The sequence below is a fragment of the Diaphorobacter sp. JS3050 genome, from assembly GCF_013154915.1.
Lineage (GTDB): Bacteria > Pseudomonadota > Gammaproteobacteria > Burkholderiales > Burkholderiaceae_C > Diaphorobacter > Diaphorobacter nitroreducens.
The window spans coordinates 2,238,644-2,260,829 of sequence record NZ_CP053553.1; the positions used below are offsets into that span (position 1 = coordinate 2,238,644).

The window sequence follows — 22,186 nt, forward strand, 5'->3', positions numbered from 1 at the left end:
GTTTTTCAGGTCAATTTCGGCTGAATCGCCCGCCCAACCAGCGCAAAGCGCTCCTTTTTCAGGAGCGACACGACTGCGCGCGCAGGTAGCGGTACACCGTGTTGCGCGACACGCCCAGCGCGCGCGCGGCGGCGGAGACATTGCCCGCGTGCGCATCCAGTGCCTGCTGCAGCGCATGGGCCGCCACATCGCCCAGCGGCCGCACGCTGGCCGGGGCCGGAGCCGGGGCCGCGGCGCGCGCGCCGTCCGCTGGCGGCACCGCTGGCTGAGAGAACGCCTGCGCCACCACGCGGCCCTGCTGCGCCAGCGCCTCGCATTCCTCCAGGAAGTCCTCCGGCAGGTGCGCGCACGTGATCGCGTCCGCGCCCTCGGCCAACAGCGCCGCCGTGCGCAGCACGTTGGACAGCTGGCGCAGGTTGCCCGGCCAGGGGTGGGCAGCGAACAGCGCCATCACCTCGGGCGCCACCGGTATGGGGCTGTCTGCGGCGGGAGAGTCATGCTGGGCGCGCAGCAACCGCTGCACGATCACCGCCAGGTCCGTGCGCTCGCGCAGCGCAGGCAGTCGCACTACCAGGCCGTTCAGCCGGTAGTACAGGTCGTCACGAAACTGGCCGTCGGCCATCATGGCGCGCAGGTTGCGGTGCGTGGCGCAGACCACGTTCACGTCCACCTCGATCTGCCGCGTGCTGCCCAGAGGCGCCACGCTGCGCTCCTGCAGCACGCGCAGCAGCCGCGCCTGCATGGCGAGCGGCATGTCGCCAATCTCGTCCAGGAACAGCGTGCCGCCGTGCGCCTGCACGATCTTGCCCACGCTGCCCTTGCGGCGCGCGCCGGTGAAGGCGCCCTCTTCGTAGCCGAACAGCTCGGCCTCGATCAGCGACTCGGGAATGGACGCGCAGTTCACCGCCACGAAGGGCCCCCGCGCGCGCGGGCCGTCGTTATGGATGGCACGCGCCAGCAACTCCTTGCCGGTGCCCGTCTCACCCAGGATCATCGTGGGCACGCCACGCCCCAGCAGCCGCGTGACGCGCTCGATCACCTGCGCCAGCTGGGCGTCGCCCGTGTCCAGGTAGCGCAGGCTGGACAGACCCGGAGCCGCGGCGGGCCGCGCGCGCGGCGGGGCCTCGGCCGGGACGTCCGGGCACACCGGCAGCGTGACGCCGCCGCGTGGCGCAAACTCCACCTGTGCGTGCACCGACACGCCTGCCGGCAGTTGCAGCGCAAGCAGCGTGGGCACCGAGCGGCGCGCATGCTCCAGCAGCGCGCCCATCGACAGGCCGAACAGCGAGGTGAAGGTGTGTGCCGCCAGCGCCGGTCCCGACAACCCCAGCTGGAACTGCGCGCTGCGGTTGGCCGCCAGAAAGCGCCCCTGCGGGGTGAACGCCGCCAGCCCTTCCATGAGCGTGCCCAGGAACTCGGCGCGCGCATGAAAGCGCAGGCGCACGGCATCCTCGTACACCTTGCCGAAGAGGTGGTTCTCCACCATCGCGGCGGACATGCGCACCAGCGCCAGCGTGTGGGCGCTGTGGCCGCGGCGGTCGCCGCTCACGTCCAGCGCGCCGAGGATCTGCCCCTGCGGATCCAGGATGGGAGCGCATGAACAGGTGAGGAACTGGTTGGCTTCCAGGTAATGCTGGCGCCCGTTGATCTGCACCGCATCGCCCAGGGCCAACGCCGTACCAATGGCGTTGGTGCCCTTGCTGCGCTCCGACCAGCCCGCACCGGGCTGCAGGGCCACGCGGCTGGCGCGATCCAGGAAGGCATCATCGCCCTCGGCATGCAGGATCACCCCCTGCGCGTCGGTCAGCATCACCATGCTCTGCGTGCCGCGCAGCTGCTGCGCCAGGGTTTCCATGACGGGGCGCGCATGGGCGCACAGGGCCTCGTTGCGTGCCACGGTCCAGGCCAGGGTCTGGCGGTCCAGCAGGTGCAGGTCGGCCTGCTCATGGGGCTGCAGCCCGAACGACTGCGAGCGGGCGTGGGCCTGGGCGACGACGCCTGCCGTGGTCAGCGCCAGCGCGGCACCCGCGGAAGGATGCGCGCCGGGCGTTGCGGTGCGGTGCATGGTGTCTCCTATGCAAGCTATGCGCTGCACGGCACGCGGCCAGGCGGCGCTTTGGGACCGCACGATAGCATCAACGGCCGCTGACGAGCCCAGCAACCGCGGCGGGCACGCTGGCATGGGGCTGCGCCCACGCGTGGGCCAACGCCTGCAGGGCAGTGCCTGCGTCCTGCTCCAGCTTGAGCGCCAGCAGCCCGTCGGCCCGTGTACGCCCCTGGTTGACCGCTGCCACGGGCAGGCCGGCATCGACCGCCGCCTGCACGAACCGGAAGCCCGAATACACCATGAGCGACGAGCCCACGACGAGCACCGCGTGCGAGCGTGCCAGCGCCGCGCGCGCGGCCTCCACACGCGCGCGCGGCACGCTCTCGCCAAAGAACACCACGTCGGGCTTGAGCAGGCCGTTGCCGCAATGTGCGCAGGAAGGCACATCGAAGCCGCCGAAATCAAGCCCCTCCAGATCGGCGTCCCCATCGGGCGCGGCGCCGGCCTGCAGCGCCACCCATCCAGGGTTGCGCCGCTCCAGTTCGTGTTGCAACGCCGCACGCGGCGCACGCATGCCGCAGTCCATGCACAGCACGGTGTCGATGCGCCCGTGCAGGTCCAGGGTGCGCTGGCTGCCCGCTGCGCTGTGCAGGCCGTCCACGTTCTGGGTCAACAGCAGTTCGATGCGGCCCGCCGCTTCCAGCGCAGCCAGCGCACGGTGCGCAGAACCGGGCTGGGCGCGGCCCATCACCCGCCAGCCCAACAGGCTGCGGGCCCAGTAGCGCCGGCGCGTGGCTTCATCGCCCATGAAAGCCTGGAAGGTGACGGGCTGGGGGCGCTTCCATTCACCGTTGTGGTCGCGGTAGTCGGGAATGCCCACCTCCGTACTGCAGCCCGCGCCCGTGATGACGAACAGGCGCGGATGGCGGCGCACGAAGTCAAGCAGCGCATCAACGTTGGCGGCAGCTTGCATCACAGCCCCTCAGTCCATGCCGGGCGCGATGCTCTCGGCGTAGTCGTACACCGCGCCGAGGATGGCCTCGGTGCGTTCGTCATCGGCCTCGGCACCCAGCGTGTCCAGGCGCTCGAACAGCGCGTCGAACGTCAGCCCGCCGCCCTCGCCCTCCACCAGCATGGCGACGCGGTGCGCCTCCCAGCGCTCCTGCTCCTCGGGCGAGAGCGTGTGCGGGAAGTTGCGCGCACGGTAGCGCCAGACAAGCTCGGCCAGGCGCGCGTCGTCAAAACCCAGGCGCTCGTGCGCCAGCTCTTCGCCGGGCAATGCGCGCAGACGGTTCAGGCGGCGGCGGTCCTCATTGCCCACGAAGCCCCCGTACAGGTCCTGGTCCACATCCAGCGGCCCCTCCGCAGGGCGCTGGAACACCTGGGCCCACACGGCTGTCAGGTCGGGCAACGCGCGCGCCGCGGCGGCATGCAGCGCGGCCTGTGGCAGGTCGATGCCCCAGCGCTGCGCCATGGCCGGCGTGAGTGTATTGAGGTTACCCACCACCATCGGCGACTTGTTCAGATGCACGCTCTTGAGCGGCAGGCGTGTCACGCCCTCGGGCAGGTCGGCCGCGCGCGTGAACAGGCGCGTGCGGATCTCGTCAGCGGACAGCCGGGCCAGCTCGGAGGGGTCTTGCGCCAGATCCCAGGCCAGCAGCTCATTCTTGTTGGTCGGGTGGCTGGCCAGCGGCCACATCACGGCCAGGCAGCCGCGTTCGGCGGGGAACATGCCCGAGACGTGCAGGAACGGCCGCGCCTCCTGCGCCGTGGTGGGCAGGCGCAGCTCGGCCGCCACTCGGTCCTTCTTGTGCAGGGACAGCGCGAAGTCGAACAGCCGGGGGTTGCGTGAACGGATGAGCCGCGCCAGCGCGATGGTCGCACGCACGTCCGACAGCGCGTCGTGCGCGGCCTCGTGCGCCAGGCCGTTGGCCTTGGACAGATGCTCCAGGCGGAAGCTGGGCTTGCCGTCCACCTCGGGCCACGCGATGCCCTCGGGGCGCAGCGCGTAGGTCAGGCGCACCACATCCAGCAGGTCCCAGCGGCCGCACTGGTTCTGCCACTCGCGCGCATACGGGTCCATGAGATTGCGCCAGAACATGAAGCGCGTGATCTCGTCGTCGAAACGGATGGTGTTGTAGCCCACGCCAATGGTGCCGGGCAGCGCCATCTCGGCCTCGATGCGGGCGGCGAATTCGCGCTCGGGCAAACCCTTTTCCAGGCACAGCTGGGGCGTGATACCGGTGATCAGGCACGACTGCGGATCCGGCAGATAGTCGTTGGCCGGGCGACAGTAGATCATCAGCGGCTCGCCGATCTCGTTGAGCTCGGCATCGGTGCGAACGGCGGCGAACTGTGCGGGGCGGTCGCGGCGCGTGTTGGCGCCAAAGGTTTCGTAGTCGTGCCAGAGAAAAGTGTGCATGAGGAAGAAGTTGCAGCCGGAAACAGTGCCAGGGCGAAGTATGCATGGCAGGCCGGCACAATGGCCGCATGCGTTTTCTCTTCATGCCCGACACCCTCACCCGGCGCCGCGCCGCCGCCTCCGCACTGGGCCTGGCAGCACTGGCGGGGTGCGCCTCCGCTCCGCCCGCTACCCCCGCCGTAGCGGCTCCATCCGCTGCACCCAGCGCCCCGGCGCCCGCGCCGGTCATCCCCCAACTGCCCTCGCCCGCAGCGCCCACCACCCCGGCGCCTGCCCCGGCAGCATCCACCGTGGAACCTGCGAGCACGCCGGTCGCGCCGGCGGCGCCCGACACCACCGCAACCACGCTGGCCGGCTTCCACGCCTGGGTGAGCGCCTTTGCACGCGAGGCGCTGGCCGCCGGCATCCGCCCGCAGACCGTGGCCGCCACCCTGGGCCAGGCGCAGTGGCAACCGCGCGTGGTGGAACTGGACCGCGCCCAGCCCGAATTCACCCGCCCGCCCTGGGCCTACCTGGACAGCGCAGTGTCACCCCAGCGTATTGCGCAGGGACGCGAGCAGCGCCGCCAGTACGCCGACGCGCTGGACGCGGCAGCGCAGCGCTACGGCGTGCCCGCCAGCGTGGTCACGGCCATCTGGGGCATGGAGAGCAACTATGGCCGCAACTTCGGCAGCTTCCGCACCGTGGATGCGCTGGCCACCCTCGCCTACGACGGGCGCCGCAGCGCCTGGGCCCAGCGGGAGCTGCTGGCCGCGTTGCGCATCGTGGACCAGGGCGACATCGCGGCCGACGCGCTCATCGGCTCCTGGGCCGGGGCCATGGGGCACACGCAGTTTCTGCCCTCGGTGTTCCTTGCCCATGCGGTGGATGCCGACGGGGACGGGCGGCGCGACATCTGGGGCAGCGTGCCCGACGTGGTGGCGTCCACGGCCAACTTCCTGGCCCATTCGGGCTGGAAGAGCGGTGAGCCGTGGGGCGCCGAAGTGCTGCTGCCGCCCGGCTTCGACTACGCACGCGCCGAACTGAGCGTGCGCCAGGCCAGCAGCGACTGGGCCGCTGAAGGGGTGCGCGGGGTGGATGGCGCAGAACTGCCGCCGCTGCAGGACGCCTCCGTCCTTACCCCGGCAGGCGCGCGTGGACCCGCCATCCTGGTCGGGCCCAACTTCCGCGCGCTGCTGCGCTACAACAACTCGGTGAACTACGCCCTGGCCGTCGGCCTGCTGGCACGGCAGATCGACGGCGGCGCGGGCCTGGCATCCGCCTGGCCGCGCGAACTGCAGCCTCTGTCGCGCAGCGAAGTACGCGCGCTGCAGGAGGCGCTGAACGCGCGCGGCCTGGACACCGGCACGCCCGACGGCGTGGCAGGGCCCGCCACGCGCGCCGGGGTGCGCCGCTACCAGCAAAGTGTGGGCTTGCCCGCCGACGGCTATGCCACGCGCGAACTATTGCAGCGACTGCTGACGCCCTGAGCCGGCGTCACCGCGTTGTTTTACTCCTTTTTTGATAGCTACTAGCGCTTTCTGCATGGGCGCTAGAGACTGATTTCATCAAGATCGGCGCTTCACTCGAAGCCGCGTCCCTCGCCCGCCTCCTCGTGGGTCACGCCGTCGCGTATGTGGTAGATGCGCTTGAAGGTGGGGATGATCTTCTCGTCGTGCGTGACGACGATGATGGCCGTCTCCAGGCGCCGCGCCATGTCGTTCAGGATGCGGATCACCGCCATGGCACGTTGCGAATCCAGCGGCGCCGTGGGCTCGTCGGCCAGGATCACCGGCGGGCGGTTGACCAAGCCGCGGGCGATGGCCACACGCTGCTGCTCCCCGCCCGACAGTTGCGATGGCATGGCCGTGGCCCGGTGCTGCACGTCCAGGGCCGTGAGCAACTCCAGTGCGCGGCGGCGCGCCTCGTCGTTGGGCACGCCGGCTAGCATGGGCAGCAGCGCCACGTTGTCGGTGGCATCCAGAAACTGGATCAGGTACGGCGCCTGGAACACGAAGCCGATCTGGTCACGGCGCAGCGCGCGCAGGTCGGGTACTCGCCAGCCGTCGTCATAGATCACCGTGTCGCCCAGCGTCATGCGGCCCGACGTGGGGTCGATCACCGCGCCCAGGCACTTGAGCAGCGTGCTCTTGCCCGAGCCGGACGGGCCGATCAGGCCCACCACCTCACCCGGTGCCACGTGCATGTTCACGTCCTTGAGGGCGAGGAACGCCGTGTCACCGGAGCCGTAGCGCTTGGTCAGGCGCTCGATGTGGATCCCCTTCCTGCTCATTGCTGCGTCCTCACCCTATCGCCTCGGCCGGATCGACCCGCAGCGCCATGCGGATGGCCACCACGCTGGATAGCACGCAGATCGCCAGCACCGCGATGAACCCCGCCACCGTATCGAACGGCACCAGCAGCACGTATTTGGGAAACAGCGGCGCGGCAAAGGTGGCCGTGATCTTGCCAACGACGAAGCCGATCACGCCCAGCACCAGCGCCTGCTGCAGGATCATCCAGGCGATGGTGCGGTTGCGCGTGCCGATGAGCTTGAGCACGGCAATCTCGCGGATCTTGTCCATCGTCAGTGTGTAGATGAGAAAAGCCACGATGGCCGCACTGACCAGCGCCAGGATCACCAGGAACATGCCGATCTGCTTGGCCGATGTGGCGATGAGCTTGCCCACGAGGATGCCTTCCATCTGAGAACGGTCATACACCGTGAGCCGCTTCCAGCGGCGGATGGGCTCGGCCACCTCCTGGGATGTGAAGCCCGGCTGCACGCGCACCAGCACGGCATTCACATAGCTGTTGCTGGTTTGCGATGCCACCACCGCATCCAGCAGGTCGGGAACGCCGGGGCGGTTGAAGGCCGGGTTGGCCTCGGTGCGGCGGCGCTGCATGAGGATGGCGTCGTTGTCCTTGAGGAACTGCGCCTCCTGCGCATCTTTCAACGGTATGAACACCATTGGGTCGCCGCTGGATGAAACCATGCGCCGCGTGAGGCCCACCACCGTGTAGTGGTTGCGCCGAATCTTCAGCACATCGCCCAGACGCACGCCGGCCGCCACGTCGGCGACGGCCTCGTAATGGCCGCGCGTGATCTGGCGCCCCGCCACCAACTGCGGTGGCCAGCCGGGCGCGCCTGGGCCGCTCGCGGTGATGCCCACCACCATGGAGCGCACATCCTTGTCGCCATGGCCCACCTGCATGGTCAGGTAGGTGATGTTGGCGGCCTGCGCCACGCCCGGCATGGCGCGGATGCCGCGCCACAGGTCGTCGGGCACGCTGGAGGATTCCGCGTAGGGGCCCAGCGTGTCTTTCTGCACCACCCACAGGTCGGCGCCGCTGTTGTCCAGCAGCACCTTACCGTCGTCCACCATGCCGCGGTAGACGCCCGCCATGGTCAGCGTCACGCCGATCAGCAGGCCCAGGCCAATGCCTGTGAAGACGAACTTCCCCCAGGCATGCAGAATGTCGCGCCCTGCCAGGCTGATCAAGGCGCCACTCCGGCAATGCGCTCGACCACGTGCACGCGGCTGCGCGCCGTGAGCGCCCTCTCGCTGTACACCACGATGGAGTCGCCCACGGCCAGCCCGTCCAGCACCTGCACATGGCCGTCGAGGTCCGCACGGCCCAGGCGTACCTGCGCAAACTGCGGCTTGCCACCGACCAGCTTCCACACGCCGCGCTGCCCGTCCACGAAGCGGATGGCCGCATTGGGGATGGTGGGCGCTTCGGGCAGTGCCGGCAGGCGCACGGTGACCTCGGCCAGTTCACCGACGGGGGGCAGCGGTGTAACCGGTGCATCGAAGACGATCTTGGCCAGCGTCTCCTCTGTCACCGCGTCCGCCAGGGGCTCGACGCGCAGCACGCTGCCGACCAGGTTGTCCCCGCGGCGCGAGCGCAGCACCACCTCGGCCAGCAGCCGGGCCGCCAATCCTTGGGCGGTGATCTGGTCAAAGCGCGTGTCGATCCACAGGCTGGCCGGGTCGATGAGCTTCACCACCGCCTGCCCCGCCACCACGGTCGTGCCAGGGTCGGCATCGCGCGCAGCCACCATGCCTGCCACGGGCGACACCAGCCGCAGGTTGCGACGCTGCGCGCGCAATGCCTGCAAGTCAGCGCGCTGACGGCTCGCATCCTCGCGGGCAGCGGCGAGCGCGGCGTCTGCCACGGCCAGTTCCTGCTGCTTGGTGGCGTAGCTTTCCTCGCTGGTGCCGCGCACGGCCACCAGTTTCCCGTAGCGCTGGTGCTGGGTCTGCGCATAACTCTGTCTGGCCTCTGCCTGGCGCAGCGCGGCTTCGGCGCTCTTGATGGCCGCCTGCTGTGCGCGCAGGCGGTCGTCCAGGTCCACCGGGTCCATTTCGCCCAGCACCTGCCCGGCCTCCACCCTGTCGCCCACCTGAACGTCCAGGCGCTGCACGCGCCCGGCGAAGGTGGGACCGATCTTGTACAGATAACGCGCCTGCACCGTGCCGATGCCCGAGAGTGCCGGGGCAATGGCGCGCGATTGCACGCTGCCCAGCGTGACCGCCACGGGCGCCAGCGGCCCCGAACGCAGAGCGACATAGACGAACAGCGCCACCAGCGGCGCAATGACGGCGATCAGCGCCAGCGTGCGGCGCTGCAGACGGGGAAACTTCATAGCGCTCTTCCGATGCCGCGGCGGTAAATGGCAAACACGCCCTGCGCATCGCGGCGCATGCGCTGCACGTCGCCCGCGAGCAGCGACTGCATCACCAGCCCCTGCACGGTGCCGATGAACAGCACGGCAGCGGCCTGCGCATCCAGTTGCGGGTCCAGCTCTCCCGCGGCTTTGCCGGTTTCCAGCAGCCCGCGCAGGCGCTCGCCGTAGGCCGTGATCAGGGTCTGCACCATCTGCTTGGGCAGGGTTTGGCCAGGGCGTTGGAGCTCCCCAAAGATGAGGCGTGGCACACCGGGCCGCTCGCACACGAAATGGATGTGCGCCATGAACACAGCCTCCAGCGCCGCCAGGGGAGAGGCTGCCCCATCCGCGGCCGCGTCCACGCGCGCCATGAGACGCTGCGCCACCCACGACATCACCGCCTGCAGGATGGCGTCCTTGGACGCGAAATGCCGAAACAGTGCCCCCTGCGTCACGCCCATATGCTGGGCAATGGCGGTGGTGGTGATGTCGCTGGGGTTCTGCTGGGCCGCCAGATCGACCACGGCCTCCACCGTGGCGATGCGCCGTTCGTCGGCGGGCAGGTACTTGGGCAGCTCACTCATGCAATCACCAAAAGAAAGTAATTTATTACTATCTTATCAATAAACACGTTCGGCACAAGGCACGCAGCCCCCTGGAGCGTCCCCGGGGCTCCCATTCGCACGACCACCCCAGCAATTCGCTCTCTTATCGATAGCTGCTCTCGCTTGGTGGTTGGGCGCCGGAGGCGCTTTTGTTCATAAGCATGGCGCGCGCCCATAAAAAAACCCGCAGCGCGGGCTGCGGGTTTGTTAAAACGCGGCGGTGCCGGAATCAGTCGGCGGTGGCTTCTTCGGGTTCGGCCGGTTCGGACTTGGCTCCGCGCTCCTTCTTGGGCACCGGCTGGATGTCCAGCAGCACCTCGGAAGTCTCCACGCCCTTGTCATCCGTCTTGACTTCGATGTCCACCGTCAGGCGGCCCCCTTCGGTCAGGCGACCGAAGAGCAGCTCGTCGGCCAGCGCCTTGCGGATGGTGTCCTGGATCAAGCGCTGCATGGGGCGCGCGCCCATGAGCGGATCAAAGCCCTTCTTGGCCAAGTGCTTGCGCAGCGCGTCGGTAAAGGTAACTTCCACCTTCTTCTCGGCGAGTTGCTGCTCGAGCTGCAGCAGGAACTTGTCCACCACGCGCAGGATGATCTGCTCATCCAGCGGCTTGAAGCTCACGATGGCATCCAGGCGGTTGCGGAACTCGGGCGTGAACAGGCGCTTGATGTCGCCCATCTCGTCGCCCGCCTGGCGCGGATTCGTGAAGCCGATAGCGGCCTTGTTCATGGTCTCGGCGCCCGCGTTCGTCGTCATGATGATGATGACGTTGCGGAAGTCGGCCTTGCGCCCGTTGTTGTCCGTCAGCGTACCGTGGTCCATGACCTGCAGCAGCACGTTGAAGATGTCCGGGTGTGCCTTTTCGATTTCGTCGAGCAGCAGCACGGCGTGCGGCTTCTTGGTGATGGCCTCGGTCAGCAAACCACCCTGGTCGAAGCCCACGTAGCCCGGAGGCGCACCGATGAGGCGGCTCACGGCGTGGCGCTCCATGTACTCCGACATGTCGAAGCGGATCAGGTCCACACCCATGATGTAGGCGAGCTGCTTGGCGGCCTCGGTTTTGCCCACGCCTGTGGGGCCCGAGAACAGGAAGGAGCCAATCGGCTTGTCCGCCTTGCCCAGTCCCGAGCGTGCCATCTTGACGGCGGCGGCGAGCACCTCCAGCGCCTTGTCCTGGCCGAAGACCACGCTCTTGAGGTCGCGCTCAAGCGTCTGCAGCTTGCCGCGGTCGTCATTGGACACGTTGGCAGGCGGGATGCGGGCGATCTTTGCCACGATCTCTTCGATCTCGGCCTTGCCGATGGTCTTCTTGCGCTTGGACGGCGTGAGGATGCGCTGCGCTGCGCCAGCCTCGTCGATCACGTCGATGGCCTTGTCGGGCAGGTGGCGGTCATTGATGTACTTGGCACTCAGCTCGGCCGCGGCCTGCAAGGCGGCGGCGGCGTACTTCACGCTGTGGTGCTCCTCGAAGCGGCTCTTGAGTCCCTTGAGGATGTCGATGGTCTCCTGTACCGTTGGCTCGACTACGTCCACCTTCTGGAAGCGCCGCGACAGCGCCGCGTCCTTTTCGAAAATGCCGCGGTATTCGGTGAAGGTAGTCGCGCCGATGCACTTGAGCTGCCCGCTGGACAGCGCAGGCTTCAGCAGGTTGGACGCATCCAGTGTCCCGCCCGACGCTGCGCCCGCACCGATCAGCGTGTGGATCTCGTCGATGAACAGGATGGCGTTGGGCTTGTCTTTCAGGCTCTTCAAGACGCCCTTGAGGCGCTGCTCGAAGTCGCCGCGGTATTTGGTGCCCGCCAGCAGCGCGCCCATGTCCAGCGAATACACCGTGGCCTCGGCCAGGATCTCGGGCACGTCGTTCTGCGTGATGCGCCAGGCCAGGCCCTCGGCAATCGCGGTCTTGCCCACGCCGGCCTCACCCACCAGCAGCGGGTTGTTCTTGCGGCGGCGGCACAGGATCTGGATCGTGCGCTCGACCTCGTAGTTGCGGCCGATCAGGGGGTCGATCTTGCCGTCCTTGGCCGCCTGGTTCAGGTTCTGGGTGTATTGCTCCAGGGGCGACGCCTTTTCACTGCGCTCGCCTTGCGCGCCCTCTTCCCCGTCGGCCTGGCCCTCGGCCTTGGCAGGCTCCGGCGGCTCGCCCTTCTTGATGCCGTGGGCGATGTAGTTCACCACGTCCAGGCGCGTCACGCCCTGCTGGTGCAGGTAGTACACGGCATGGGAGTCCTTTTCGCCGAAGATGGCCACAAGCACGTTGGCGCCCGTGACCTCCTTCTTGCCGTTGCCCGTGGACTGCACGTGCATGATGGCGCGTTGAATCACCCGCTGGAAGCCCAGCGTGGGTTGTGTGTCCACCTCGTCGGTACCGGCGACCTGCGGGGTGTTGTCCTTGATGAAGTTGGTCAGCGATGCGCGCAGATCATCGATGTTGGCAGCGCATGAACGCAGCACCTCGGCCGCGCTGGGGTTATCGAGCAGTGCCAGCAGCAGGTGTTCCACGGTGATGAACTCGTGGCGTTGCTGGCGGGCCTCGACAAAGGCCATGTGCAAGCTGACTTCCAGTTCCTGGGCAATCATGTGAGAACTCCTTTGTGCTTGCGTGTTAGGGATGACTGTAGATCGGGAGCAATGCCCCCTTATTCAACGGGCTCACTCAAACATTGCAGAGGGTGGCCCGCCTTGTGCGCCGCTTCCAGCACCTGGTCCACCTTGGTAGCGGCGACATCGCGCGTGTACACACCGCACACGCCTTTGCCGTCCAGATGGATCTTCAGCATGATCTGCGTGGCGGCCTCGCGGTCCTTGTTGAAGAACTCCTGCAACACGACGACGACGAACTCCATGGGGTGTAGTCGTCGTTGAGCATGACCACCTGGTACATCTGGGGCGGCTGGGTCTTCTGCGTACGCCGCTCCAGCACGACCGAACCACCCTCGTCCCAGGACGGAGGGGTGGGAGCCGGCACCGGCGCGGGGATTGGGGGGTGGTTGCCATGAATTTCATTCTAGCGAGGCCGATGCGGCACCTGAGCAGACCTCACATGGTGCCGCGCGGGCTTTTTTCAAGCGCTGATCACAGCCCTACTCATAGACCACGTTCACAGCACCGCTGCCCACCTGAGCGCTCCACGCGGCCAGCGCGGCATCGCTGGGAAAGAACCGGCTGGCCTCTCCCAACTGCACCTCGGCCGTGGCCGCGCCAGCCGCCGCTGTGCAGCGCAACTGCATGCGCACGCGCAGGCCATGGGCAAGCACCTCGCCGTGTTCGGTCTCCTCCCGTTGCGGAGGATAGTCACGCACCAGCGCCCCGATGTCTGGCAACTGCTGCCCCAGGCACACCTGCAGATAGCGCCCATAGCGTGCCCGCGCACCCGCCAAATCCCAGACCTGCTGCACCTTCATGCGCAGGCCTCCGCTGAAGTGGTCCAACTGCAGCCGACCACTCACCACTACGAATTCATCGTCCTTGAGCAGGCCGGCGTTCGCATTGATCAGCCCTTCGTCGGCGGAAGCCTCGATGACGCCAGACTTGTCGTCCAGCTTGAACAACGCCAGCCTGCCGCGCTGCCCGTTGATGACGCGGTAGTCGCTCACGATGCCGGCGACCACCTGCGTCTCGCGGCTGTCTACCAGTTCGTCGATAGCGGTGCGCACGAAGCGGCGCACTTCCTGGTGCACTTCGTCGAACAAGTGGCCCGAGAGGTAGAAGCCCACCGCGGTCTTCTCCTGCATCAGCCGTTCCTTGATGCCCCAGGGCATCACATCCACCAGATCAGGCTCCTGCGTGCTGGAGCCGATGGCGTCATCGCCCATCATGTCGAACAGCCCGCCTTGGTTGGCGTTGGCGATCTGCGCATTGGCAAACTCGAACGCCCGGTCGAGGGATGCCACGAGCGCGGCACGGTTGAGCTGCAGGGCATCGAAGGCGCCCGCCTTGATGAGCGCCTCCACCGTGCGCTTGTTGACGCGCGTGCGGTCCACGCGTACGCAAAAGTCAAACAAGCTCTTGAAAGGCCCCCGGGTTGCGCCCTGTGGGCCCACGCCCTGCCCTTCGCGGGCGGCGATGATGGCCTCGATCGCCTGCTGTCCCGTGCCCTTGACGGCGCCCAGGCCATAGCGGATGACCTTGTCCGTCACCGGCTCGAAGCGGTAATTGCCGCGGTTGATGTCCGGCGGCTCGAAGGTCATGCCGAAATGTTTGACCGCATCTTCATAGAGCACCTTGAGCTTGTCGGTGTCGTCCATTTCCACGGTCATATTGGCGCAGTAAAACTCCGCCGTGTAGTGCACCTTGAGCCACCCGGTGTGGTAGGCCAGCAGCGAATAGGCGGCGGCGTGCGACTTGTTGAAGCCGTAACCCGCAAACTTTTCCATCAGGTCGAAGACCTCGTCGGCCTTGTCCTGACTGATACCCTTTTCGGCTGCACCCTTGCGGAAGATGGCACGGTGCTCGGCCATTTCCTCGGCCTTTTTCTTGCCCATGGCGCGGCGCAGCATGTCGGCGCCGCCGAGCGAGTAACCACCCAGCACCTGCGCCGTCTGCATCACCTGCTCCTGGTAGACCATGATGCCGTAGGTCTCGGCCAGCACGGGCTCCACCAGCGGATGCGGGTACTCCACCACCTCCTTGCCGTGCTTGCGGTTCACGAAGCTGGGAATCAGGTCCATGGGGCCGGGCCGGTACAGGGCATTCAAGGCGATCAGGTCTTCCAGCCTGCTTGGGCGCGCTTCCTTGAGCATGCCTTGCATGCCCCGGCTTTCAAACTGGAACACGGCTTCTGTCTTGCCGTCCGAGAACAGTTTGTAGGTCGCAGCATCGTCCAGGGGAATGTTCTCGAACGCGAAGTTTTCCTGCCCTTTGTGACGCTGCATGATGAACTCACGCGCGATTTCCAGGATGGTCAGCGTCGCCAAGCCCAGGAAGTCGAATTTCACCAGGCCGATGGCCTCCACGTCGTCCTTGTCGTACTGGCTCACCGCCGATTCGCTGCCAGGCTGCTGGTACAGCGGGCAGAAATCGGTCAGCTTGCCCGGCGCGATCAGCACGCCGCCGGCGTGCATGCCAATATTGCGCGTCATCCCTTCGAGCTTTTGCGCCATCTCGATGATGGTGCGCACGTCCTCCTCCTTGCGCACGCGCTCGTACAGGATGGGTTCCAACTCCAGGGCGTAGTTGTTCTTGTCCCCTTCCTTCTTGGGCTCTGGCGGGTAGGCCAGCGTATAGGTCTGGCCGGGTTTGCCGGGCACCAGCTTCGAGATACCGTCACAGAACGTGTAGCTCATGTCCATCACCCGCCCCACGTCGCGGATGGCTGCCTTGGCCGCCATCGTGCCGAAGGTGGCGATCTGGCTCACGGCCTCCTTGCCGTACTTGTCCTTCACATAGTCGATCACCCGGTCGCGGTTGGCCTGGCAAAAATCGATGTCGAAGTCGGGCATGGACACCCGTTCGGGGTTCAGGAAGCGCTCGAACAGCAGGTTGTATTGCAGCGGATCCAGATCCGTGATCTTGAGCGCATAGGCCACGAGCGAGCCCGCACCCGAGCCGCGCCCGGGGCCCACCGGGCAGCCGTTCTTCTTGGCCCACTGGATGAAGTCACCCACGATGAGGAAGTAGCCTGGAAAGCCCATCTTCAGGATCGTGCCCAGTTCGAACTCCAGCCGCTCCTGGTAGCGGGGGCGCTGGCGGTCGCGCTCGGCGGTGTCCGGGTACAGGTGCAGCAGCCGCTCCTCCAGGCCCTCGTGGGACGCGTGGCGGAAGTACTGCTCCATCGTCATCCCACCCGGAATGGGGAAGTTCGGCAGTTGCGGCTTGCCCAGCACCAGCGACACATTACAGCGCTTGGCCACCTCAACGGTGTTGGCGAGGGCGCTGGGTACGTCGGCGAACAGCGCTTCCATCTCGGCACTGCTCTTGAAATACTGCTCGCGCGTGAAACGGCGCACGCGCCGCGGATTCGCCAAGATCTCGCCCTCGGCAATGCACACGCGCGCCTCGTGCGCCTCGTAATCGTCCGGCGTTGCGAACTGCACCGGGTGGGTGGCTACCACCGGCAGGGCCAGGCGCGCGGCAAGCTGCACCGCGGCGGTGACATGGGCTTCGTCGTCAGTGCGTCCGGCGCGCTGAACCTCCAGGTAGAAGCGGTGCGGGAAGATGCCCGCCAGACGCAGCGCCAGCTGCGCAGCTCCGGCGTCATCGCCCTTCATGAGCGCCTGCCCCACGGGACCGGCCTGCGCTCCAGCGAGGGCAATCAGGCCGTCGCCCAATTCCTGCAGCCACTGCCAGGTGCACAGCGCCTGGTTCCTGACGATGTTGCGCGTCCACGCGCGGGTCAGCAGTTCGGAGAGGTTCAGATACCCGGTGCGGTTCTGCACCAGCAGCACCATGCGCGAGGGTGCGCCTGCCGCTTCGCCCTCCAGGTAGATTTCGGCGCCCAGGATGGGCTTGACGCCCTTGCCCCGGCCTTCCTTGTAGAACTTGATCGCGCCGAACAGGTTGTTCAGGTCCGTGATCGCCAGGGCGGGCTGGCCGTCTTTCGCCGCCGCCTTGACGACCTCGTCGATACGGGTGGTTCCGTCCACGACGGAAAATTCAGTGTGCAAGCGCAAGTGGACAAACATGCGGCATTGTAGGAACGCGGGCATGTCCCATGCTTGCTCAGGGCCCCGCGCGCAGCATCCTTACAATGGCGCCATGCGGCAGTTCCATGAAGGTGCCGCCGTCGTCGCATACCCTTAATCCAAGAGCTGCCGCCATGCCGCGTTTTCCCCTGCCTTTGATTTCTGCCCTGCTCGCCGCCGGCCTGCTGGCTGCCTGCTCCAGCACGCCTGAAGACAAGACCGCTGGCTGGAGCACCGACAAGATTTATTCGGAAGCACGCGACGAGCTCAATGGCGGCTCTTACGACAAAGCCGTGCCGCTGCTGGAAAAGCTGGAAGGACGCGCCGCCGGCACGCCGTTGGCACAACAGGCCCAGTTGGAAAAGGCCTACGCGCAATACAAGGGCGGCGAGAAGGCGCAGGCTATTGCCACGCTGGACCGCTTCATGAAACTGCACCCCGCCAGTCCCGCGTACGACTATGCGCTGTACCTCAAAGGCTTGGTGAATTTCAACGACAACCTGGGCCTGTTCTCGTGGCTCTCGCGCCAGGATCTGTCGGAGCGCGACCAGAAGGCCGCCAAGGACTCGTTCGAGTCCTTCCGCGAACTGGTGACCCGCTTCCCCGAGTCGCGCTACACGCCCGACGCGCGCCAGCGCATGACCTACATCGTCAACTCGCTGGCGCAGTACGAAGTACACGTGGCGCGCTACTACTATGAGCGCGGTGCGTATGTGGCCGCCGTGAGCCGCGCGCAGAGTGCGGTTGCCGACTACAAGGACGTTCCGGCGACGGAAGAGGCTCTGTACATCCTGGTTCGGTCGTACGACGCGCTGGGGCTCACGCAACTGCGTGACGACACCCGCCGCGTGATGGATGCGTCCTATCCCCAGAGCAGCCTGCCGCAGACGGGATTCAAGGCGAAGGCGAACCCCTGGTGGAAGTTCTGGTAAGGGCATCCAGCGCCGCGCCGAACTCTTCCTGCGTATGCAGCCTCCGCATGGGGGCCAATGCCCGCAGCAGAGGCTTGCCATAGCCCTTGTGCAACAGGCGTGTGTCGGCGATGACCAGTATGCCGTGGTCGTTCTCGTTGCGGATCAGCCGGCCGGCCCCCTGCTTGAGCGCCACTGCCGCCGATGGCAGGGCGTGTCTGCGGAACACGTTGCCACCCTGGTCCGCCAGCCGCCGTGCCTGCGCCTGCTCCCACGGGTCACCCGGAGCGGGGAATGGCAGCTTGTCGATCACCACCATCTGCAGGGCCTCGCCTGGCACGTCGATCCCCTCCCAGAACGACGCCGCCCCCACGAGCACATGGCCCGCCGGCCGGCCGCTCGCGTCAAGCTGGGCACGAAAGCGCTCCACCATGCGCGACCGTGAGGCATGTCCCTGCACCAGCACCTCGATGCCGCCGCCGGGCGCGAACCGGCGGCATAGCTCATCCGCGATCACCGCAAGCGCCCGCAGACTGGTGGTCAACACCAGCGTATGCCCGCCAAGCCGTGCTACGGCATCACCCACCCAGCGCGCAAGCTGAACGCTGTGCCCCGCGTCGGAAGGCAGCGGGAGTGCGGGTGGCACATACAGCGCCGCCTGCCGTGCGTAGTCGAAGGGGCTAGGCACCTGCAGGGTACGAGCGCCCTCCAATCCACAGGCATCGGTAAACCAGCGCAGGTCCTTGCCATCGCCCAGCGTGGCGGAGGTATAGATCCACGAACGCGGTGCGGACGCGGCAGGCGGTTCGTCGCTCTCGTCCCAGGCGCCCTGCGTGGGGGGCTTTCCCTTCCACAGCGTGCGCAGGGCGCCGGCCACATCCAGGGGCGTTTCCACCATGCGCAACGCACCTGCAGATTCAACCCAGCGCACCGTGCCAGCGTCCGCGTCGGAACAGAAATGCAGTACACGCTCCAGCAACGCAACCGTCCGGCTGTGCAGGTGGGCCAGATCGGGAGCGTGCTGCGCCACGCCGTCCAGTGCGGCCAGCACCGCGCGGAGTGCCGCCACTACTCCCTCCAGCGCACCGTCCCAGGCTGACGGATCCAAGGCCTCGGGTGTGACGCCCGTCCAGGCGATGCGGGAGCCGGCTGCATCGGCATCTTCGCCCGGAGCGACCGCCAGGCGCAGCGCGTGCGCGCACTGGCGCAGGTGCTGGAGCAACCCCTGCCAATCCGCAGCGCCGCGCGCATGCCGCGCCCCAGCCGCCACCACATCCTGCCCAAGTTGCAGCAACTGGCTGGTGCTGACATGCGTGCCCAGGAAATGGGCCGCGGTCTCGGCCAACCGGTGGGCTTCATCGAACACCACGACCCCGGTGTCCGGTAGCAGTTGCGCGGCCCCCGCCCCCTGCGCACCGAGGTCCGCAAAGAACAGGTGGTGGTTGATGATGAGCACATCCGCCGCCTGCGCGTCGTGCCGTGCGCGGTAGACATGGCATTGGCGCAACCGCGGGCATCCGGAACCCAGGCAGTTGTCCACCGTCGAAGTGACCTGCCTCCAGGCGGCTGAGTATTCATCCAGACCGGGGACCTCCGCCAGGTCTCCGCTGCGCGTGGACTGGGCCCATCGCTCAACACACGCCAGATCGTGGGCGACTGCTTCGTCATGTCCCTCCCCGTTGCGACGCGCCTGCTCCAGTCGGTAAAGGCAAAGGTAATTGGCCCGGCCTTTGAGGGCCGCTACGCGTAGCGGGAGCGCCAGCGCCTGCTGCAGCAGCGGCAGGTCGCGCGTCAACAGTTGGTCCTGCAGCGTCTTGGTGGCCGTGGAAATGAGCACACGCTCGCCGCTCAGCAGTGCGGGAACCAGATAGGCAAAGGTCTTGCCAATCCCCGTTCCCGCTTCCACCACCAGTGACTCCCGGGCGTTGATGGCCTGCGCCACAGCGAGGGCCATGGCCGCCTGCCCCGGGCGGGAACGCAGATCAGGCCGCACACGCGCCAGGGGTCCGTCAGGCGCAAACACCGGGAGGACGAGATCGCTCAAGGACATGCGCCGCAGGCCAAAAGAAGTGTCAGAAAGGAATGGCCTTGCACCGGCCGTGATGCTCTAAAAACACAAGCAGACGCACCAGCGATGACAAGGCCCGGGAGTTGATCATAATAGGCGGCTCCCCCGCTTTCGCGACTGCGAGGCGGCCTTTCGTCCTCCGCTCCAATCCCATGACCAAAGCGTTCCGCCTCATTGCGTCGACCGGCATCCACAAGGGTGACCGCGAGTACCAGCAAGACCAGGTCGCCCTGCTGTCGCACCCGCGTTTCAATGGATGCGTACTGGGCGTGGTGGCCGATGGCATGGGTGGGCGCAGCGGAGGACGCAAGGCGTCCGACCAGGTGATGCTCACCGCGCGCCAGTTGTTTGAACGCTATTCGCCAGAAACGGACGACGCCGCCGCCCTGCTCAAGCACATCGTGGAGGAGGCGCACATCGTGATCCGCCTCACCGCGATTTCCGCGGAACAGGAGCCACACAGCACCATCGCGGCATTCGTGATCAACCCACGCGGCGATTGCCACTGGGCCCACGCAGGGGACTCGCGCATCTACCACTTCCAGGGGGGGCGGCTGGTGTTCCGCACCAGCGACCACTCGTATGTGCAGGCGCTCGTGGACCGTGGCGAGATCACGGAAGCCGAGGCCAACACCCACCCCCACTCCAACATCCTCGTCGGCTGTCTGGGCACCGAGAGCGACCCTCCCATCACCACCCACCTGATTCCGCAGATGCAGCCGGGCGACGTGCTGCTGGCCTGCAGCGACGGCGTGTGGCACTACTTCTCACCTGCGGAACTGGCGTCGGTCCTGGATTCGCTGACGCCGCGCGAGGCCACCGAGTTCCTCATCGACAAGGCGCGTTCGCGCGCACGCGGGGGCGGCGACAACCTGTCGCTCGCCATCGTGAAGATCGAAACGCTGGTAGAGGAAAAGAAGCCTCCACGCTTGGCGCAACTCACACCCACCACGTAAAACGCGCGTGGAAGACGGCCCCGCATGGGCCGTGGCGTGTCCACCGCGCCCTAAAGGGCACTCAACGGTCGCTGCTCGCGTCCGGCGGCGGCAATGCCGGCGACGGCTTGCGGCCGGCCGCCTCGGCTTGCTGGCGCTCAAGGCGTTCGCGGCGCTCACGCGCTTTCTGCTGCTTGGCCTCGTAGCGGGCGCGGGAATCCTGGATGCGCTGGGGCTGCGTTTGCTCACGGCGTTGCACATCGGCCAAATGCTCGGCTGCGCGGCGGCTCTGCTGCTGCGCACGGTCGCGCGCCTCCTGCTCGCGGGGCTTCTGCGGCGCGTTGCGGGGCGCCACCCGCATCGGGGCGGGACGCTCCCCGGCTTCCAGTTTCTGGCGTTGCTCCTGCTTGCGCTCCTCGATTGCTTGCAGGCGTTGCCCCGCCTTCTCCCGGCGCTCCGCATCGTTGATCTGCACTTCCTGGCGGTGCAGCACGTTGTCGGCCTCACGTGCCTGTACACGCACCCTGCGCAGGCAATCCTCCACGGCAAATTGCTGGTAGCACGCCGCCTCGCCGCGCTCACGCTGCGCCTCGATCTCCCGGCGCTGCGCCTGGATGTGCTCACGCTGGGTCCGGCGCTGCCGCTGCGCCTGCGCTGCATCGGTCACAGGAGCGTCGGCAGCCCACGCCGCCAGGGGAGGCAGCGCTGCCCCACCCATGCACAGGAGGGCTGCGGCAAGAAAGCGGGAAGGCAGTGCAGGCATCAGGTCAGTCCGGTATCGACGACGCGCCGCTCAAGCGCCAGGAATTCCTTGGATTGCATCTCGTTGAGGCGCGAAATGGTGCGTGGAAATTCATGCGCCAGGGGGCCTTCCGTATAGAGCTGCTCGGGCGGCACGGCGGCGGAGACGACGAGTTTCACGCGCCTATCGTAGAGCACGTCCACCAGCCAGGTAAACCGGCGCGCGGGCGACGCCATGCTGACAGGCATGTAGGGCACGTTGGACAGCAGCACCGTGTGGAACTGCGAGGCGATTTCCAGATAGTCGTTCTGCGACCGGGGGCCCATGCACAGCTCGCGGAAGTCGAACCACACCACGCCGCCCGCACGGCGGATGGCCTTGATCTCGCGCGCCTCGATGTGCAGCACCGGGTCTTCGTCACGCACTTCGGCCAGCTGCTGGAAGGCGTGCTGCATGGCCGCGTCCGCCGCGGGGCCCAGGGGCGTGTGGTAGAGCTCGACCAGCTCCAGCGCACGGCGCCGATAGTCCGTGCCGTTGTCCACGTTCACCACTTCCATGCGCTCGTTGAGCAGGTCGATGGCGGGCAGGATGCGGTCGCGGTGCAGGCCGCCGGGGTACAGTTCGTCGGGCTTGAAGTTGGAAGTGGTGACAAAGCCCACGTCGTTGTCGAACAGCGCCGCCAGCAGGCGGTGCAGGATCATCGCGTCAGTGATGTCCGCGACGTGGAACTCGTCAAAACAGATCAGCTTATAGCGCTTGGCGATGCGCGCACCCAGCACATCCAGGGGGTTCTGCGTCCCCTGCAGGCCAGCCAGTTCACGGTGCACTTCGCGCATGAATTCGTGAAAGTGCAGACGCACCTTGCGCTTGATGGGTACGGCGTTGAAGAAGCAGTCCATGAGGAAGCTCTTGCCCCGCCCCACACCGCCGTACATGTACACGCCACGCGGCACCTGGGGCCGGTTGATGAGCTTCTTCAGCGTGTTGGAGCGGCGCTGCTTGTACGCTCCCCATTCCTGGGCACAACGCTCCAGCGCATCCACGGCCCGCAACTGGGCCGGATCGCTCTTGAAGCCCTTGGCGGCCAGCTCGGCCTCGTACGCCTGCCTGACGTTCACCCGCATGTTATCCCTATGCTTCAAAAACAATAGCTGCCAGCGCTTGTCACACAAGCGCTGGCAGCT

The 22,186-nt window shown here is 67.0% G+C and carries 15 protein-coding genes and 1 pseudogene; 3 read left to right on the forward strand and 13 right to left on the reverse strand.

What is annotated here, in order from left to right; all coding sequences use genetic code 11:
- Window positions 1-58 precede the first annotated feature (58 nt).
- The 3 genes from HND92_RS10805 to sbcB form a co-directional block, all read right to left on the reverse strand.
- Complete coding sequence (locus tag HND92_RS10805; RefSeq protein ID WP_172206970.1) at window positions 59-2,065, reverse strand: sigma-54-dependent Fis family transcriptional regulator; 2,007 nt, start codon at window positions 2,063-2,065, stop codon at window positions 59-61.
- Window positions 2,066-2,135: 70 nt separating this feature from the next.
- Window positions 2,136-3,020 (reverse strand): NAD-dependent protein deacetylase, encoded by an 885-nt coding sequence (locus HND92_RS10810; protein WP_172206972.1) that lies wholly within the window; start codon window positions 3,018-3,020, stop codon window positions 2,136-2,138.
- Between the two features lie 9 nt (window positions 3,021-3,029).
- A complete protein-coding gene (gene sbcB / locus HND92_RS10815; protein WP_172206974.1) occupies window positions 3,030-4,469 on the reverse strand; it encodes an exodeoxyribonuclease I in 1,440 nt (479 codons plus the stop codon).
- A 68-nt stretch (window positions 4,470-4,537) separates the two neighbouring features.
- Between sbcB and HND92_RS10820 the strand changes: the two genes are divergently transcribed.
- Entirely contained in the window at window positions 4,538-5,938 is a 1,401-nt protein-coding gene (locus HND92_RS10820) for a lytic murein transglycosylase (protein WP_041836258.1), read from the forward strand.
- A 92-nt stretch (window positions 5,939-6,030) separates the two neighbouring features.
- On the opposite strand, the gene HND92_RS10825 is transcribed toward HND92_RS10820, so the two are convergent.
- The 7 genes and pseudogenes from HND92_RS10825 to dnaE form a co-directional block, all read right to left on the reverse strand.
- On the reverse strand, window positions 6,031-6,741 hold the full coding sequence (locus tag HND92_RS10825) for an ABC transporter ATP-binding protein (RefSeq protein ID WP_011805099.1): 711 nt from the start codon (window positions 6,739-6,741) through the stop codon (window positions 6,031-6,033).
- Window positions 6,742-6,751: 10 nt separating this feature from the next.
- The gene (locus HND92_RS10830; protein WP_011805098.1) at window positions 6,752-7,951 is read right to left on the reverse strand and encodes an ABC transporter permease; all 1,200 of its coding nucleotides are present in this window, start codon (window positions 7,949-7,951) and stop codon (window positions 6,752-6,754) included.
- Window positions 7,948-9,099, reverse strand: a complete 1,152-nt coding sequence (locus tag HND92_RS10835) for an efflux RND transporter periplasmic adaptor subunit (protein ID WP_172206976.1) — start codon at window positions 9,097-9,099, stop codon at window positions 7,948-7,950. Before HND92_RS10835 ends, HND92_RS10830 begins: the two co-directional genes overlap by 4 nt.
- Window positions 9,096-9,704 carry a TetR/AcrR family transcriptional regulator gene (locus HND92_RS10840; protein ID WP_011805096.1) on the reverse strand — a complete coding sequence of 203 codons (609 nt, stop codon included), beginning with the start codon at window positions 9,702-9,704 and terminating at the stop codon, window positions 9,096-9,098. The genes HND92_RS10835 and HND92_RS10840 overlap by 4 nt, the downstream gene beginning before the upstream one ends.
- Before the next feature lie 250 nt (window positions 9,705-9,954).
- Window positions 9,955-12,303, reverse strand: a complete 2,349-nt coding sequence (gene clpA / locus HND92_RS10845) for an ATP-dependent Clp protease ATP-binding subunit ClpA (RefSeq protein ID WP_088886618.1) — start codon at window positions 12,301-12,303, stop codon at window positions 9,955-9,957.
- 59 nt (window positions 12,304-12,362) lie between these two features.
- Window positions 12,363-12,729: pseudogene (gene clpS, locus HND92_RS10850) on the reverse strand (ATP-dependent Clp protease adapter ClpS).
- A 77-nt stretch (window positions 12,730-12,806) separates the two neighbouring features.
- A complete protein-coding gene (gene dnaE / locus HND92_RS10855) occupies window positions 12,807-16,346 on the reverse strand; it encodes a DNA polymerase III subunit alpha (protein ID WP_172206978.1) in 3,540 nt (1,179 codons plus the stop codon).
- A gap of 134 nt (window positions 16,347-16,480) precedes the next feature.
- Between dnaE and HND92_RS10860 the strand changes: the two genes are divergently transcribed.
- Window positions 16,481-17,278: an outer membrane protein assembly factor BamD gene (locus HND92_RS10860; RefSeq protein ID WP_015913419.1), complete on the forward strand. Its 798-nt coding sequence runs from the start codon at window positions 16,481-16,483 to the stop codon at window positions 17,276-17,278.
- On the opposite strand, the gene HND92_RS10865 is transcribed toward HND92_RS10860, so the two are convergent.
- The gene (locus HND92_RS10865; protein WP_172206980.1) at window positions 17,241-19,307 is read right to left on the reverse strand and encodes an ATP-dependent DNA helicase; all 2,067 of its coding nucleotides are present in this window, start codon (window positions 19,305-19,307) and stop codon (window positions 17,241-17,243) included. The two genes, HND92_RS10860 and HND92_RS10865, sit on opposite strands and share 38 nt — an antisense overlap.
- Window positions 19,308-19,477: 170 nt before the next feature.
- Here HND92_RS10865 and HND92_RS10870 point away from each other — a divergent pair, with 170 nt between their 5' ends.
- On the forward strand, window positions 19,478-20,281 hold the full coding sequence (locus tag HND92_RS10870) for a PP2C family serine/threonine-protein phosphatase (protein WP_103737703.1): 804 nt from the start codon (window positions 19,478-19,480) through the stop codon (window positions 20,279-20,281).
- 61 nt (window positions 20,282-20,342) lie between these two features.
- Here the strand turns inward: HND92_RS10870 and HND92_RS10875 are convergent, their stop codons facing one another.
- Together HND92_RS10875 and zapE are read right to left on the reverse strand one after the other, a co-directional pair.
- The gene (locus tag HND92_RS10875; RefSeq protein WP_172206982.1) at window positions 20,343-21,023 is read right to left on the reverse strand and encodes a hypothetical protein; all 681 of its coding nucleotides are present in this window, start codon (window positions 21,021-21,023) and stop codon (window positions 20,343-20,345) included.
- On the reverse strand, window positions 21,023-22,120 hold the full coding sequence (gene zapE, locus HND92_RS10880) for a cell division protein ZapE (protein WP_172209269.1): 1,098 nt from the start codon (window positions 22,118-22,120) through the stop codon (window positions 21,023-21,025). Before zapE ends, HND92_RS10875 begins: the two co-directional genes overlap by 1 nt.
- Window positions 22,121-22,186: the final 66 nt, after the last annotated feature.

What these genes read in the sequence shown, in the direction of transcription:
- HND92_RS10865 (WP_172206980.1), bottom strand. Translation starts at nt 19,307, where the DNA reads ATGTCCTTGAGCGATCTCGTCCTCCCGGTGTTTGCGCCTGACGGACCC.
- clpA (WP_088886618.1), bottom strand. Translation starts at nt 12,303, where the DNA reads ATGATTGCCCAGGAACTGGAAGTCAGCTTGCACATGGCCTTTGTCGAG.
- HND92_RS10875 (WP_172206982.1), bottom strand. Translation starts at nt 21,023, where the DNA reads ATGCCTGCACTGCCTTCCCGCTTTCTTGCCGCAGCCCTCCTGTGCATG.
- dnaE (WP_172206978.1), bottom strand. Translation starts at nt 16,346, where the DNA reads ATGTTTGTCCACTTGCGCTTGCACACTGAATTTTCCGTCGTGGACGGA.
- HND92_RS10810 (WP_172206972.1), bottom strand. Translation starts at nt 3,020, where the DNA reads ATGCAAGCTGCCGCCAACGTTGATGCGCTGCTTGACTTCGTGCGCCGC.
- HND92_RS10825 (WP_011805099.1), bottom strand. Translation starts at nt 6,741, where the DNA reads ATGAGCAGGAAGGGGATCCACATCGAGCGCCTGACCAAGCGCTACGGC.
- HND92_RS10840 (WP_011805096.1), bottom strand. Translation starts at nt 9,704, where the DNA reads ATGAGTGAGCTGCCCAAGTACCTGCCCGCCGACGAACGGCGCATCGCC.
- HND92_RS10870 (WP_103737703.1), top strand. Translation starts at nt 19,478, where the DNA reads ATGACCAAAGCGTTCCGCCTCATTGCGTCGACCGGCATCCACAAGGGT.
- HND92_RS10820 (WP_041836258.1), top strand. Translation starts at nt 4,538, where the DNA reads ATGCGTTTTCTCTTCATGCCCGACACCCTCACCCGGCGCCGCGCCGCC.
- HND92_RS10860 (WP_015913419.1), top strand. Translation starts at nt 16,481, where the DNA reads ATGCCGCGTTTTCCCCTGCCTTTGATTTCTGCCCTGCTCGCCGCCGGC.
- sbcB (WP_172206974.1), bottom strand. Translation starts at nt 4,469, where the DNA reads ATGCACACTTTTCTCTGGCACGACTACGAAACCTTTGGCGCCAACACG.
- HND92_RS10835 (WP_172206976.1), bottom strand. Translation starts at nt 9,099, where the DNA reads ATGAAGTTTCCCCGTCTGCAGCGCCGCACGCTGGCGCTGATCGCCGTC.
- HND92_RS10805 (WP_172206970.1), bottom strand. Translation starts at nt 2,065, where the DNA reads ATGCACCGCACCGCAACGCCCGGCGCGCATCCTTCCGCGGGTGCCGCG.